This is a genomic window from Pseudoalteromonas sp. 0303, from assembly GCF_013349995.1.
In the GTDB taxonomy this organism is placed as follows: domain Bacteria; phylum Pseudomonadota; class Gammaproteobacteria; order Enterobacterales; family Alteromonadaceae; genus Pseudoalteromonas.
The window spans coordinates 91,458-105,286 of sequence record NZ_JABVXF010000008.1 but is presented as its reverse complement, the minus strand read 5'-3'; the positions used below and the strand labels follow the sequence as shown (position 1 = coordinate 105,286).

The 13,829-nt window shown below is 42.0% G+C and carries 15 protein-coding genes; 3 read left to right on the top strand and 12 right to left on the bottom strand.

What is annotated here, in order from left to right; genetic code table 11:
• Positions 1-7: 7 nt before the first annotated feature.
• Positions 8-970, bottom strand: a complete 963-nt coding sequence (locus HUS62_RS07785) for a diguanylate cyclase (protein WP_175079077.1) — start codon at positions 968-970, stop codon at positions 8-10.
• A 3-nt stretch (positions 971-973) separates the two neighbouring features.
• Complete coding sequence (locus tag HUS62_RS07780; protein ID WP_175079076.1) at positions 974-1,978, bottom strand: response regulator; 1,005 nt, start codon at positions 1,976-1,978, stop codon at positions 974-976.
• A 205-nt stretch (positions 1,979-2,183) separates the two neighbouring features.
• Between HUS62_RS07780 and tpx the strand changes: the two genes are divergently transcribed.
• Positions 2,184-2,765: a thiol peroxidase gene (gene tpx, locus HUS62_RS07775; RefSeq protein WP_062564138.1), complete on the top strand. Its 582-nt coding sequence runs from the start codon at positions 2,184-2,186 to the stop codon at positions 2,763-2,765.
• Positions 2,766-2,843: 78 nt separating this feature from the next.
• Here the strand turns inward: tpx and adk are convergent, their stop codons facing one another.
• The 10 genes from adk to HUS62_RS07730 all read right to left on the bottom strand — a co-directional run bounded on the left by adk (position 2,844) and on the right by HUS62_RS07730 (position 12,277).
• Positions 2,844-3,488 (bottom strand): adenylate kinase, encoded by a 645-nt coding sequence (adk, locus tag HUS62_RS07770; protein ID WP_036967590.1) that lies wholly within the window; start codon positions 3,486-3,488, stop codon positions 2,844-2,846.
• A 179-nt stretch (positions 3,489-3,667) separates the two neighbouring features.
• On the bottom strand, positions 3,668-5,581 hold the full coding sequence (htpG, locus tag HUS62_RS07765; protein WP_175079075.1) for a molecular chaperone HtpG: 1,914 nt from the start codon (positions 5,579-5,581) through the stop codon (positions 3,668-3,670).
• Positions 5,582-5,742: 161 nt separating this feature from the next.
• A complete protein-coding gene (gene recR, locus HUS62_RS07760) occupies positions 5,743-6,351 on the bottom strand; it encodes a recombination mediator RecR (protein ID WP_054551546.1) in 609 nt (202 codons plus the stop codon).
• Positions 6,352-6,361: 10 nt separating this feature from the next.
• Positions 6,362-6,688, bottom strand: a complete 327-nt coding sequence (locus HUS62_RS07755; RefSeq protein ID WP_054551547.1) for a YbaB/EbfC family nucleoid-associated protein — start codon at positions 6,686-6,688, stop codon at positions 6,362-6,364.
• Positions 6,689-6,747: 59 nt separating this feature from the next.
• Positions 6,748-9,201: a DNA polymerase III subunit gamma/tau gene (dnaX, locus tag HUS62_RS07750; protein WP_175079074.1), complete on the bottom strand. Its 2,454-nt coding sequence runs from the start codon at positions 9,199-9,201 to the stop codon at positions 6,748-6,750.
• A 3-nt stretch (positions 9,202-9,204) separates the two neighbouring features.
• Positions 9,205-9,750, bottom strand: coding sequence for an adenine phosphoribosyltransferase (apt, locus tag HUS62_RS07745; protein ID WP_054551549.1), 546 nt, complete (start codon positions 9,748-9,750; stop codon positions 9,205-9,207).
• 161 nt (positions 9,751-9,911) lie between these two features.
• Complete coding sequence (locus tag HUS62_RS23080) at positions 9,912-10,034, bottom strand: hypothetical protein (protein WP_254907726.1); 123 nt, start codon at positions 10,032-10,034, stop codon at positions 9,912-9,914.
• 85 nt (positions 10,035-10,119) lie between these two features.
• Positions 10,120-10,863: a DUF2063 domain-containing protein gene (locus tag HUS62_RS07740; RefSeq protein ID WP_175079101.1), complete on the bottom strand. Its 744-nt coding sequence runs from the start codon at positions 10,861-10,863 to the stop codon at positions 10,120-10,122.
• A gap of 7 nt (positions 10,864-10,870) precedes the next feature.
• Positions 10,871-11,734 carry a DUF692 domain-containing protein gene (locus tag HUS62_RS07735; protein ID WP_054561736.1) on the bottom strand — a complete coding sequence of 288 codons (864 nt, stop codon included), beginning with the start codon at positions 11,732-11,734 and terminating at the stop codon, positions 10,871-10,873.
• 54 nt (positions 11,735-11,788) lie between these two features.
• The gene (locus tag HUS62_RS07730) at positions 11,789-12,277 is read right to left on the bottom strand and encodes a hypothetical protein (RefSeq protein ID WP_175079073.1); all 489 of its coding nucleotides are present in this window, start codon (positions 12,275-12,277) and stop codon (positions 11,789-11,791) included.
• 173 nt (positions 12,278-12,450) lie between these two features.
• Here HUS62_RS07730 and HUS62_RS07725 point away from each other — a divergent pair, with 173 nt between their 5' ends.
• Both HUS62_RS07725 and HUS62_RS07720 read left to right on the top strand, forming a co-directional pair.
• Positions 12,451-13,428, top strand: a complete 978-nt coding sequence (locus HUS62_RS07725) for a tRNA-dihydrouridine synthase (protein WP_062564203.1) — start codon at positions 12,451-12,453, stop codon at positions 13,426-13,428.
• Between the two features lie 51 nt (positions 13,429-13,479).
• Positions 13,480-13,815, top strand: coding sequence for a TraR/DksA C4-type zinc finger protein (locus HUS62_RS07720; protein ID WP_054561739.1), 336 nt, complete (start codon positions 13,480-13,482; stop codon positions 13,813-13,815).
• The last annotated feature ends 14 nt before the right edge of the window (positions 13,816-13,829 follow it).

Sequence of the window (13,829 nt, the reverse complement as noted above, 5' to 3'; positions counted from 1 at the left end):
TGTTTGTTTATAAATCTGTATAAGCTGTGATCTTGTTACGGCCGTTTTCTTTTGAGTGATATAAGGCTTTATCGGCTGCCTCAACCCACTTTTCGTAGCGATCAAACTTCTCGTCGAAGCACGCAAAACCAATACTGACCGTCAGTTGAATTTGTTTGCCATCAAAGTAAATTGATGAGTTCTCAATCAGTGTTCTTAGTCGCTCAGCAAAGATATGTGCACCTTGATGATCAGTATCAAGCAAGGTTACCGCAAACTCTTCACCGCCATAGCGACCTGCTAAGTCTGTTTCACGTAGAGTTTTACGCAGTAAGTCTGCAATATGACGCAGCGCCTCATCACCGCCGCGATGGCCATGCTCATCATTCACCTTTTTAAAGTGGTCAATATCAAACATTAACAAGGTGCTGCACCCGCCACTACGCACTATGCGCATGTATTCTTTGCGTAGCTTTTCTTCCCAATAACCACGGTTAGTAAGCTTAGTAAGTGCATCGGTACGGCTCATTTGTTCAAGCTTACTGTTGGCTTCTTCTAGCTCTTTTTTATTCACCGCTTCATCGGTTACATCATAGATAATGATACAGATATGCGATACTTCACCTGTGGTGGTCGTCAGCGGAATAAAAGTGGCATTTTGATACATATGATCCGCTTTACCGGTAATCGGACGGTAATTTTTAAAACGGAAAATATACGGCTGCTGCTCCCAAATAGTAAACGAGCGATTATTTAGAATGAACACAGACTCAGATTTGCTGCGAAACCATTTTTCATCAATTGATGGAAATAAGTCAAACAGGTCTTTATCTTTTACCGCGCTTGGCAATAAGCCGGAATGGTTTTCCATAAATCCATTCCAGATGCATACTTTGTAGTCTCTATCGAGCACCACTAGGCCTACATCAACGGTATTAAACATATCCATTAACCAATGGAGTTCATTCATATTAAAATCGGCTGCAGGCATAGTTTAGTCTTCTAATAAATAAGCTACTTTGTACTTAAGGGTTTTTAATGAGTCCTCGGTGAACAGCAACATCAAATCACAGTTAATATTATGATTTTCGATGCCATAGCTGATCTCAATCGCCAGCGTTCGTTGCCAGCGAGATTTATTGGCTTTTACTAAGTCGGTCACATCACAATGCTGTCCTAGCACCACAGGATGACCTTGGCTAAAACGCATATCGAGCTGTTTAGAAAGCCCAGTTAAAATCGCGCCAATTAGAATGTTGCTGACATCCATCAGCAGCTCAAGCTCAACTTTATCGTTAAGCTCACCTTCGTAATTCATAAGTGACGCAATTTCTTTAAAACTTGAATCATTTAATAGCAATAAGGCTTCACCAGATACACCACCACCGATAAAACCTTGGCACACACCAGATGTAGTGGCATTCGCATCAATCGAGCGTAAAGCCATATCGAGCTCATTTACCTCTAATACATTTACATTAGGAATAGGAAGCTTTACGAATACATTAAGAAGACGCGCTAATAAGTCCCCTGCTTGCCCCATAGCCACGTTTGTGAGCTCTTGATAGATGTCACGTACATCAGGGTCAACTTGCTCACCTAGCTTATTAGCAAGGCGCTCACGCATGGCTTTATCTTTAATGCCATGGTGCTCGATGATATTAGCAAGCTTTTCTGCAGAGCAAGGTTTTTGAATAAAGTCGATAGCGCCTAACTCAAGCACACGTTGGTGAGCGTTAGGCTGAATATCACCAGACACAACCACGGTGAGAACATGAAGGTCTTGTTCTTGAATAGCTTGAAGTACTTCGTAGCCATCCATTTCAGGCATGTTTAAATCGAGAAACAGTATTTCAGGCTGAATTTTCTTGATTTGCTCAATACAATGAACACCGTCTTCAGCAAACTCAACTTTAATATCCCAATCATCAGGTAAAGAGCGTGCTAATTGTCGACGAGCTAACTTTGAATCATCACAAACTAATACCGATGTTGACATACTCTCTCTCTAAATCCGTATTTTTTAACTAGACGCAAATTAGCCTAGCAACTTTATTCTTATTTTTATATATAAAAAATAGGGTCACGAACACATGTTAATCAAACTACTGGTTATTTACAATTTTAAATTGTACTAATCCTTGGAGCCACCTCATGAGTATAATACACTGATGTTAAATGCGTTAATTTGAAGGAATCTTATTATGTTACGTCCACTTATATTTGCATTAAGTGCAGTGTGCACGTTTAGTTATGCAGGTGATTTATCAGAAAATAGTTTAGATGCTGGTAAGGTTTCTGCCCAGTCTAAGCCAGTCACTTTACTAGGACAAGGTGTTGAAGTTGGTCAAAAAGCGCCTAATTTTAAAGTAGTAGATGGCAGCTTTACGCCAGTCACACTAGACAACTATCAAGGCCAAGCCGTGCTTTTAAGCGTTGTGCCAAGTTTAGACACCGGTGTATGTAGTATTCAAACCAAACACTTTAATGAAAAAGTAGCTTCAGAATACCCAAGTGTGGCGATGCTAACCTTAAGCGCAGACTTACCGTTCGCACAGAAGCGTTTTTGTAAAGCGGAGAATATAGACAAAGTAGTGACTTTATCTGACTCAGTATGGCGTGACTTTGGTAAGAACTATGGTTTGATTATCAAAGATATGGGCTTGTTAACCCGCGCCGTATTTGTGCTCGATAAAGAACATAACATCGTTTACAAGCAGCTTGTCGATAACCTTTCAAAAGAGCCTGATTACGACGGCGCTATTGCGGCATTAAAGAAACTGTAAAGCGCAATTTTTACTTGCAGTGAGACAGACATAAAAAAACCGCCCAGAGGCGGTTTTTTTATGTCAACAATTAGGCTATTAACCTAAAAGCTCACCAAGTTGTTGGCTAACAGCTTCAACAGCTTGAGTACCGTCTAATTTGTGGTACTGAGTGTTGCCTGCTTTCGCTTCAGCTTGGTAGTAATCAACTAATGGTTTAGTTTGGTCGTGGTAAATACCTAAACGCTTACGTACTGTTTCTTCAGTGTCGTCATCACGAATGATTAGGTCTTCACCTGTGATGTCATCTTTGCCATCAACTTTAGGTGGATTATAAACAACGTGATAAACACGACCAGAGCCAGGGTGTACGCGACGGCCGCCCATACGCTCAACGATGATTTCATCAGCAACGTCAAATTCGATAACGTGATCAACTACCACGCCATTCTCTTTCATTGCATCTGCTTGAGGAATAGTACGAGGGAAACCATCTAGCAAGAAACCTTTTTCGCAATCTGGCTTAGCAATGCGCTCTTTAACTAGACCGATAATAATTTCGTCAGATACTAATTGACCTGCATCCATTACTTTTTTAGCTTCAAGACCAAGTGGTGTACCTTCTTTGATTGCTGCACGCAGCATATCGCCCGTAGAAATTTGTGGAATACCGTATTTGTCCATCAAAAACTGAGCTTGAGTACCTTTACCTGCACCCGGCGCGCCCAAAAGAATAATGCGCATATCATTGTCCTCTGTGTGATACTAATCTTAAAAATGGTCGATCAGTGGAGTTTTGTTTTTAGAGCCTGAATTCTTCCACAACTAAGGCTATACCTCAAGTAACTTATACCAATTGCCTATATTAGCGGCAATAAAAAAGGGAGCCTTGCTCCCTTTTCCAACTCATTGCGCTAAAACGCTTATTTGCTTAAATCTAGCATAAGTTTGTTCAAACGAGTTACAAAGCCTGCAGGGTCTTTTAACGTACCGCGCTCAGCCAGTAATGCTTGATCTAGAAGCACTTGTGACCACTGGGCAAACTTGTCTTCATCTTGTTCAACATTTAAGTGTTTAACAAGCTGATGCTCTGGGTTAAGCTCAAAAATTGGCTTTTGCTCAGGCACTGTTTGACCAACTGATTCCATTAACTTTTGCATTTGCGAGCTCATATCATGCTCATCAGCAACAACACAAGCTGGTGAGTCTGTTAGACGGTGCGTAAAGCGTACGTCTTTAACGTTATCACCTAGTGCTGTTTTAATGCGCTCGACTAGGCCAGCAACTTCTTTTTCTGACTCTTCTTGCGCTTTTTTCGTTTCTTCGTCATCCATGTTGCCTAAATCTAAGTCACCACGGGTAATTGACTGGAATGATTTTTCGTTGAACTCTGTTAAGTAGCTCATCATCCACTCATCAACACGGTCGCTTAGAAGCAATACTTCGATACCCTTCTTACGGAAGATCTCTAAATGTGGAGAGTTCTTCGCTGCAGCGAATGAATCAGCAACTACATAGTAGATTTTGTCTTGCTCTGGCTTCATACGCTCAATATATTGCTCAAGCGATACATTTTGTGTGCTCTCATCTGTATGTGTAGAAGAGAAACGCAATAGCTTAGCAATGGCTTCTTTGTTAGCCGCATCTTCAGCTGGGCCTTCTTTTAACACCTGACCGAACTCATTCCAGAAAGATTGGTAATCTTCTTCGCGGTTTTTCGCCATACGCTCAAGCATTTTAAGTACGCGCGATGTACAACCTTTACGGATTGCTTGCGTTACTTTGTTGTCTTGTAAGATTTCACGTGACACGTTAAGTGGTAAGTCGTTTGAATCAAGTAAACCTTTCACAAAACGTAAATAGCTTGGCATGAACTGCTCAGCGTCATCCATAATGAAAACGCGTTGCACATACAGTTTTAAACCAGATTGACGCTCACGGTTCCATAAATCGAAAGGTGCTTTTTTCGGGATGTATAACAAGCTAGTGTATTCTGTTTTACCTTCAACCTTGTTATGTGCCCAGCTTAGTGGCTCTTCCCAATCATGACCAATATGCTTATAAAACTCTTTGTACTCTTCGTCTGTTACTTCTGACTTATCGCGAGTCCAAAGCGCTGTTGCGCGGTTAATACCTTCCCACTCGCCTGGCTGTGCTGGAATTTTCTCGCCGTCAGGACCCTCAGATTCAGGTACTTCTGCTTTATACATTTCTACTGGAATAGAAATATGGTCTGAATATTTAGTGACGATGCTACGTAAACGGAACTCATCAGCAAACTCTGTTTCGTCTTCACGAAGGTGAAGAATAATTTCGGTACCACGTGATGGTTTATCAATCTCTTGTAATGTGTACTCACCTTCGCCTGCAGATTGCCATTCAATACCTTGGCTTTCACCTGCTTTACGAGTACGCACTGTTACTTTGTCAGCAACGATAAATGCTGAGTAAAAACCAACACCAAATTGACCAATCAATTGTGAATCTTTGCTTTGATCACCAGTTAGGTTCTGGAAAAATTCTGCGGTGCCTGATTTGGCAATCGTACCTAGTGAATTGATCACATCTTCACGGCTCATACCAATACCATTATCAGTAATGGTGACCGTGTTTGCTTCTTTATCGGCACTGATACGGACTTTCAAATCTGCATCGTTTTCGTATAAATCGCCATTAGAAAGCGCAAGGAAACGTAATTTATCTGCCGCATCTGACGCGTTTGATACAAGCTCACGTAGGAAAATCTCTTTATTAGAGTAAAGAGAGTGAATCATCAGGTTTAATAGTTGTTTGACTTCTGTTTGAAAGCCTAATGTTTCTTTTTGTGCTGCAGTCATTGTGTAAATCTCCAATTAACAAAGTGTCTAATCTGCACTATGACTCTTTATATGGGGCAGGCTTTTTGAACTTCAAGACAAAAAATTAAATTTACGGCTAAATTGGGGAGCTATACATAAAAAAGCCTGCTTAAAGCAGGCTTTTGATACCATTTTCGGTATTAGTTTTGGTTTACGGCGCGTCGTCCGCTAAATGCGTGCATCAATGTCATACCATCGAGTAAGTCGAGCTCACCACCAACAGGGACACCGTGAGCAATACGAGATGCACCAACCTGATACTTATGACAAAGCTCAGCAATGTAGTGGGCAGTGGTTTCACCTTCAACACTTGGATTAGTTGCGAGGATCACCTCATTAATGCCGCCTTGTTGCAACTTGCTTTCAAGAATATCAAGGCCAATTTCTTTTGGTCCTATGCCATCAATTGGCGACAAGTGACCCATTAAAACAAAGTAAAGACCTTGGTATTGACCAGTTTGCTCAATAGCGAGTACATCGGTTGGTGATTCTACCACACACAATAAACCACTATCTTGGCGTTTAACACTTGAACAAATATCGCATACAGCTTGCTCTGTAAAAGTACGACAAGATTGACAGTGCCCTACTTCATCCATTGCCTTGGTTAATGCATGACCAAGCTGTTTACCACCCTGACGGTCACGCTCAAGCAAATGAAAAGCAATGCGCTGTGCCGACTTAGGACCTATGCCCGGCTGACATCGTAGCGCTTCAATTAGCTGTGTTAAACTAGGAGATAGTTGCATACAAAATCACTTAGAATGGCATTTTCATACCTGGTGGTAATTGCATACCGCCAGTTACTTTGCTCATGCGCTCTTGAGTTTCTTCAGCAACACGACGTACAGCATCGTTACACGCTGCCGCTAATAAATCTTCGATCATGTCTTTGTCGTCTTCCATTAGGCTGTCATCTAATTCAACACGACGAACATTGTGGTTACCAAGCATAGTTACTTTAACTAGGCCTGCACCTGCTTCACCTACAACTTCAAGGTTTGCGATTTCTTCTTGGGCTTTTTGCATGCGCTCTTGCATTTGCTGCGCTTGCTTCATCATGTTACCCATTCCACCTTTAAACATAACTGTCTCTCTTTCTAAACTACTTTAATTGGCATGAAGATAAGGGCTATTGTAACTAATTACAATGCCTGAATACTGTTTTCATCGATTATAGCGCTAAATAACTGCTGAAATTGCACTATATTCTCATCGCTATTTATTACATCAATCGCTTGTTGATGACGTCCCGCATCAATTTTTTGTTGAATCAAATACGGTGAATCAATTACGCCATCAGCAAACTCGATACTAAGCTCAACATTATGGCCGTAAATTTCACTTAATGCGGCATTGAGCTTTTGTCTAAGCACAGCGCTATCTAAATGGCGCTGTGATGAATCAACTTCAATGTGCAGCTGATTATTCTGCTTGGTAAAAATTGAATGCAGCGCAAATTGGCGCATGCGACCACCCAGTCCCATGCGTTTAATTAAATACGCCCATTCGTCTTGTTCGTGTGCAAATTTAATACTGCTGATCGGGCTTTCAAAATCATCAGGTATCGGAATACTGGCTTCTTCAACTACTGGCTCTGGCGCTTTTTGTGGATTGATCTGCTCAAGTAACTCTGGCGCTAAGTTTTCGGTGATTGTTTGATGCTTTTCTCGAAAGTCGACTTTTTTTACTTTACTACTGCTCTCCCCCGTTTGCTGGGGGATGGGCTTTTTTACTTCAGCAGCCATTGCTTGCTGCTGAGGCTGAATATTGGTCGTGGCTGTGCTCTGTTGCGCTCGCGGCTCTGCTTTGGGCTTAGCTTCAGGCTGTGGTTCTGCTTTAGCATTAGTGTGCGTTGCCGCACCACTTAAACGCCCGGCACCTGAAATATTGCGGTCTTGTAAAATACGAGCAATGGCCGACTGCGCCTGACTTTGCTGCTGTTGTAATTGTGCAGGTGCTGTTTGCTGTTGCTGAGGCGCAGATGCTTCATTGGCAGTAAAGCCCTGATCATAGGCGCTATTCATCACATCATCGTATTGCGCAGCAAGCGATGAGTCCATTTCTGCATCATGATCGTCCATGTAATCTTGCGAAGAATACTCTGGTGATGAGTACTCAGCTGCTGGAACTTGCTCTGAGTGGCTTTGCTCTTGCTGTTGAGACGCTGGTTGAACTTCAGCGGCCATTGCAGTTTCAACAGGTTGCTGAGGCTGTTGACCAGCATCAGGCTGTGCTACTGCAGTTGCTTCAACTTGCTGGGCAGGCTGATGACTATGCGCCGTCTCTGTCTTGGCAGCTTGATTAGGTTCTGCTTCAACAGGTTCAGCTTGTGTTGGCTGAGGCTCTGAAGGAACAGCAGTTGTCTGTGCAGAGCTATGTGCAACTGGTGCTTGCTCTGAAGCTGCTTGTTCACGTTGCGCCGTTGATTTTTTCAATATATCACGCAGTGCACCGGCACCACTTGGCTTAACCTGTTGCTGGGTATTCGTTGGTGTTTGGCTTTGTGCAAATTGCGTAGGCTGGAATGCAAGCAGTCGCAACATGATCATTTCAAAACCAAGTTTAGCATCGGGTGCCCATTGCAAATCTTTTTTTCCATTTAATAGCAATTGGTAGTAAACCTGCATCTGCTGTGCATCAGTGGTTTGTGCCACCTGCTCAATAAAATCTCGGTTAGTATCATCAAGTGCCGCTGCACTAGGCACAAGTTGCACAAGCTGAATAAGATGCGTCAGGGCAATTAAATCGTCGAGTAAGGCTACAAAGTTAGGGTTTCGGCTAACGACGGCTTTTACTTCTTGAAGTAACGCATCGCCATCTTGACACAGCAACGCTGCTAACATGGTTTGGCTATATTGAGTATCCATCAAACCAAGCATAGTTTGCACAGCCTGATGATTAATATTGCCATTGGTTTGCGCAATTGCTTGGTCTGTAAGACTCAGAGCATCACGCATACTACCATCGGCTGCCTTAGCTAAAATAGACAATGATTTATCATCAAAACTTAGCTGTTCTTGATTAAGAACATGGGCAAGCTGATCATGAATTTCTGATTGCGACAAAGCATTTAAATTAAACTGTAAGCAACGCGATAAAATCGTCACTGGCAGTTTTTGCGGATCGGTTGTCGCTAATAAAAACTTCACATGCTCTGGGGGCTCTTCCAATGTTTTAAGTAATGCATTGAAACTGTGCTTTGACAGCATGTGAACTTCATCGATTAGGTATACCTTGTAACGACCACGTGTTGGTGCGTATTGAACGTTATCAAGGATTTCGCGGGTATCTTCTACTTTGGTGCGTGATGCCGCATCGATTTCTAATAAATCAATATAACGACCTGCTTCGATGTCAGTACAACTTGAACATTGGCCGCATGGCTCAGCAGAGATACCCTTATCGCAGTTGAGGCTTTTAGCGAATATACGTGCGATGGTTGTTTTACCCACCCCACGGGTTCCAGTAAAGAGATAAGCATGATGGAGTCTATTTTGTGTTAATGCATTAACCAATGCCTGTTTAACATGAGACTGCCCCACTAACTCGTGAAAGGTTTGTGGTCGCCATTTCCTTGCCAGAACCTGATAACTCATTAATTATTCGCCTTCGAATTCAACCAACTTTAAGATTTTGATGCCCATATCAGCAACTCGTTGTTCACCACCAAGCTCAGGTAAAGAAACAACAAATGCTGCATCAGTTGCGTTACCGCCTAGTTTAGCAACTAATTTTGCAGTTGCTTCGATTGTGCCACCTGTCGCTAGTAAGTCATCTACCAGTAACACTTTATCGCCAGGGACAATTGCGTCTGTATGAAGCTCAAGAATATCTTCACCATACTCTAATTGGTAACTTTGTGAAATCACTTCGCGAGGAAGTTTGCCTGGTTTACGAACTGGAATGAATGGAATACCTAGTGCATAAGAAAGTGGTGCACCAAAGATAAAGCCACGAGATTCAGTACCGATGATTTTTGTAAAACCTTGGTCTTTATATGCTGCGATAAAGCTGTCGATAGTTGCTTTAAATGCGTCAGCATTAGCCATTAAAGTTGTTACGTCACGGAACATAATGCCCGGCTTTGGGTAATCAGCGATCGTTGCAATGCTCTGTTTGATGAGCGTTGAAGTTGCTTGAGTCATAATTATACTGCTCAAAAAGTTTATCTAACAAAGCTCGAGAGTATAACATCACCTTAGTGGAAAGTCGGTAGCAAGTTTCGAAATTAATCACTTAACAAGAAATATCAACTATAAAAAAGGCTGCATTATGCAGCCTATTGTCTTAAATTTGCTTACGCAGATTAAGATAAAGAAGTGATCCAACCAAGAATAGCGTTTAGACAGCCAATGCCACCGAATACAGCTAAAAACGCAATGAAATAAGTTGCATTGAACGGATCTTTAAAGTCTTTATCATTCGACATAGTTACTACCTTTATTTAAGCACGACAAAATAAGGCGCACATAATAGTCGAACTGCCCTCATCAATAAAGAGCTTTAGCCGATTTTTAAACCAATGTATTAGTCACCACAATGCCGCGCTCTGCCATGGCGCTTAAGGTATTGAGCGCTCCCTGATACAGCTGCTCTTGGCTAAATTGAGGCGCATGCTCTGCAACTGCTTGGCATACATCATTTAAATCTGCACCCCACTGAGATTCTATGATATTAAGAAGTAATGCGGTCATCGCATTTGTCGATAAAAATTGTACTTCGTCATCGCTATCACGATAAACCACAAAGTAACTTGGTTGTGCTGCCGGTTCACTTGGTTGATTATCTGCACTGATGGTATGAACAGGAAAACTGTAACTCAAGTTACGCGCAAGTGAACTTAAGAATAATGCAGAGCTTGTCACTTGATGAGCCGATAAGCTCACTTCTTCTGCCACCTCTTGAGCAACCGATACATCAAGCTCAACCCATTCATAGTGCGCTAGCTCTAACATAAACGCAGGATCATCGCTTTGCATTTCATAGTCATTAGCAAGAAAGGCCAAAAACTCCCCTGCAATATCTAAAAAATAAGGTGATTTACAATCATGCTGGCTAAAAAACTGCCTAACGAGTCTGTGCCAAGCTTGCTCTGAATATAAACTTTTTAGTACTGGATACGCAGAGCTAACAAAGCCATCCACATTGTTAAAAAATAAGTCTCGGTAAATCGCCATCCGACGCTCTTCAACATCACTAGGCTTAGCATGTTGCTGAGGGTCGCGGATATGTGCCATAAACGCTTGCTGCACTTGCATAAAATGATTAGGCACTGTGTTTCACCCTTGCTTGGTTTTGTTTGTTGGCTGTTTGCTGTAGTGCTTCAATGGTTTTCAGTTCAGCTAATAACTCACTCATAGGAGGGATATTAAAATCTCGTTCTAACAAAGTGGGAAATACCCCATGAACTTCATAAGCTTTTTCAAGTAATTGCCAAACAGGATCGATAACTGGCGCACCATGGGTATCAACCAGTAAATCCTCTGCCTCAGTGTAGTGGCCCGCAACATGCCCATAGGCAATACGTTTTGTTGGTAACGCAGCTAGGAATTGCTCTGCGTCGTAACCATGATTAATCGAATTAACGTAAATGTTATTCACGTCGAGCAGTAGTTTACAATCCGCTTCTTCTAAAACAGCATTGGTAAATTCAAGTTCTGTCATTTGCTGGCCGGGCGCGCCATAGTAAGAGACATTTTCGATGGCAATTGGCTGCTCTAGAATATCTTGTACTTGCCTAATACGAGAGGCCACATGTTTAATTGCATCTTCAGTAAAAGGAATAGGCATTAAATCGTACATATGCCCTTCGCCCGAGCAGTAGCTTAAGTGTTCGCTGAATAAACGAATATTATGCTCTTTAAAGAAAGTTTTTAGCGATTGCACAAAGTCAATATCAAGCGCTGCAGGTGAGCCAATCGATAACGATAAACCATGGCATACAAAGGCATGTTGTTCGGTAAGCTGTTTAAATTGTTTTCCAAAACGCCCGCCTAGTTTGAGCCAATTTTCTGGTGCAACTTCTAAAAACTCAATGGGTTTTGGAACATCAATGAGCATTTCATCAAGCATTTCTCGGCGCAAACCTAAACCAACCTGCCCAAAATCAGCTACTGATTCTTTTAACATACTACCTCCTACTAAAAAGGGCCTTTACGGCCCTTTTAAAAGCTAAATGAGCGTTTAGTGGTTAGAACCACATTTACCTTCGCCACACTTACCTTCTTTAGCTTTCTTTTTGTCTGCGCCACATTTACCTTCGCCGAACTTGCCTTCTTTAGCCGCTTTTTTGTCTGCGCCACATTTACCTTCGCCGCACTTACCTTCTTTAGCTGCTTTTTTGTCTGCGCCGCATTTACCTTCACCGCACTTGCCTTCTTTAGCAGCTTTTTTGTCTGCGCCGCATTTACCTTCGCCGCACTTGCCTTCTTTAGCTGCTTTTTTGTCTGCGCCGCATTTACCTTCGCCACATTTGCCTTCTTTTTCAGCTTTTTTATCGCCGCCACATTTACCTTCACCACATTTACCTTCTGCGGCATCTAGTTGATAGCCTGCTTGCATTTGCTGAAATTCAAATGGATTTGCACTGGCATCTGTGGCAGCAAAACTTGACGCACCTACTACAACCGCACCTAATGTTAATGCAATTGAATTTTTCTTAACTGTGTTCATTCGATGACTCTCTTTTTTATAAAGGGTTATTAAACAAGACCCGAGAACTAAAAATTACTTTCAAAATTTTTATAATTATTTTCTGAAAGTGCCAAGAATGCAAATTACGATTTATAAAACAATCCAGAACAGCTAGAATACGCGTCCTAATTTTTGATGAGTTAACAGGTATCATGCGACTAGTTTTAGCACCGATGGAAGGCGTTGTGGATTTTAAAATGCGACAACTCCTAACTGATTTAGGTGGATTTGATTTATGCGTAACAGAGTTTGTTCGTGTCGTTGAAGACACACTGCCCGAACGCGTGTTTCATCGCTATTGTCCTGAGCTAAAAACAGGTGGCTATACCCGTGCAGGTACGCCAGTGCGTATTCAGTTGCTAGGTCAAGTTGCCGATGCTTTGGCAGCAAATGCTGTTAAAGCAATACGCCTAGGCTCCCATGGCATCGACTTAAATTTTGGTTGCCCTGCTAAAACAGTGAACAAAAGTAAAGGTGGTGCGGTACTGTTAAAAGACCCTGAGCACATGTACGAAATTATTAAAGCCGTACGTGATGCTGTTGATCCTTGCCATGAAGTTAGTGCCAAAATTAGGCTTGGTTTTGATGATGATAGTAATAGCCAAGAAATTGTTGATGCTGTTGTTAGCGCGGGTGCTTCAAGTCTTGCTATTCATGCCAGAACTAAAAGAGATGGTTACAACCCACCGGCATATTGGGAAAAAATCCCCCCATTGATCAAAGATAAAAATATTTCGGTCGTTGCTAACGGCGAAATTTGGCAAGTTGAAGATGCCATGCTTTGTCAAAAGCGCAGTCATTGCCAAGACCTAATGCTTGGTCGTGGTGCATTAGCGATGCCTGATTTAGCAAAACAAATAAAATCTCATGCAGAAAACGAGCATTACACTCCGATGTTATGGGAGCATGTGATATACCACATTATTCATTCATCTATGCATCAAGACGAGAGCAAATGTGAAAAGTATTTTGCTTCTCGTACTAAACAGTGGCTCGGCTATTTAAAACGCCAATACCCACAAGCTAACGCACTTTTTGATGAGATCCGCCGCTTAAAAGCCAAAGATGAAGTTGCAGATGTACTAAGAAAGTACGCGAAAGCGCCGAGTATTGATACAAATCATAATTAGCCAATCGATTTTGTTTGATAATACTAGTATTGCCCACTTGGAAGAAAAGCGATGAACAATACTGAAATTCAAACAAAGTTATCTGCGGAACTTGCGCAGGTTAGACAACGTTTACTCGATATGCTGGCTAATTCTGATCAAGCCTATCATCAGCAACTGCTATCGCAACTCAAGGATAATCCCCCTTCAGACTGGTTAGAGCTGACAGCAAATAATCTCGGTTCTGAGTATCAAATATTGATTGCTCGAATAGAAAAGTTAGAAGCAGCACTATGCCAAATCGATATTGGGCAGTATGGCTATTGCTGTGATTGTGAAGAAAAAATTGATGACGAACGTTTACTTGCAGATCCTGCAAGCCAACGCTGTCGACGTTGCGCTCCATAGAGCGCAGCGCTGTA

Bases quoted from the DNA above. Each gene is read 5' to 3' on its own strand.
- HUS62_RS07785 (WP_175079077.1), bottom strand. From the start codon at position 970: ATGCCTGCAGCCGATTTTAATATGAATGAACTCCATTGGTTAATGGAT.
- HUS62_RS07780 (WP_175079076.1), bottom strand. From the start codon at position 1,978: ATGTCAACATCGGTATTAGTTTGTGATGATTCAAAGTTAGCTCGTCGA.
- tpx (WP_062564138.1), top strand. From the start codon at position 2,184: ATGTTACGTCCACTTATATTTGCATTAAGTGCAGTGTGCACGTTTAGT.
- adk (WP_036967590.1), bottom strand. From the start codon at position 3,488: ATGCGCATTATTCTTTTGGGCGCGCCGGGTGCAGGTAAAGGTACTCAA.
- htpG (WP_175079075.1), bottom strand. From the start codon at position 5,581: ATGACTGCAGCACAAAAAGAAACATTAGGCTTTCAAACAGAAGTCAAA.
- recR (WP_054551546.1), bottom strand. From the start codon at position 6,351: ATGCAACTATCTCCTAGTTTAACACAGCTAATTGAAGCGCTACGATGT.
- HUS62_RS07755 (WP_054551547.1), bottom strand. From the start codon at position 6,688: ATGTTTAAAGGTGGAATGGGTAACATGATGAAGCAAGCGCAGCAAATG.
- dnaX (WP_175079074.1), bottom strand. From the start codon at position 9,201: ATGAGTTATCAGGTTCTGGCAAGGAAATGGCGACCACAAACCTTTCAC.
- apt (WP_054551549.1), bottom strand. From the start codon at position 9,750: ATGACTCAAGCAACTTCAACGCTCATCAAACAGAGCATTGCAACGATC.
- HUS62_RS23080 (WP_254907726.1), bottom strand. From the start codon at position 10,034: ATGTCGAATGATAAAGACTTTAAAGATCCGTTCAATGCAACTTATTTC.
- HUS62_RS07740 (WP_175079101.1), bottom strand. From the start codon at position 10,863: ATGCAAGTGCAGCAAGCGTTTATGGCACATATCCGCGACCCTCAGCAA.
- HUS62_RS07735 (WP_054561736.1), bottom strand. From the start codon at position 11,734: ATGTTAAAAGAATCAGTAGCTGATTTTGGGCAGGTTGGTTTAGGTTTG.
- HUS62_RS07730 (WP_175079073.1), bottom strand. From the start codon at position 12,277: ATGAACACAGTTAAGAAAAATTCAATTGCATTAACATTAGGTGCGGTT.
- HUS62_RS07725 (WP_062564203.1), top strand. From the start codon at position 12,451: ATGCGACTAGTTTTAGCACCGATGGAAGGCGTTGTGGATTTTAAAATG.
- HUS62_RS07720 (WP_054561739.1), top strand. From the start codon at position 13,480: ATGAACAATACTGAAATTCAAACAAAGTTATCTGCGGAACTTGCGCAG.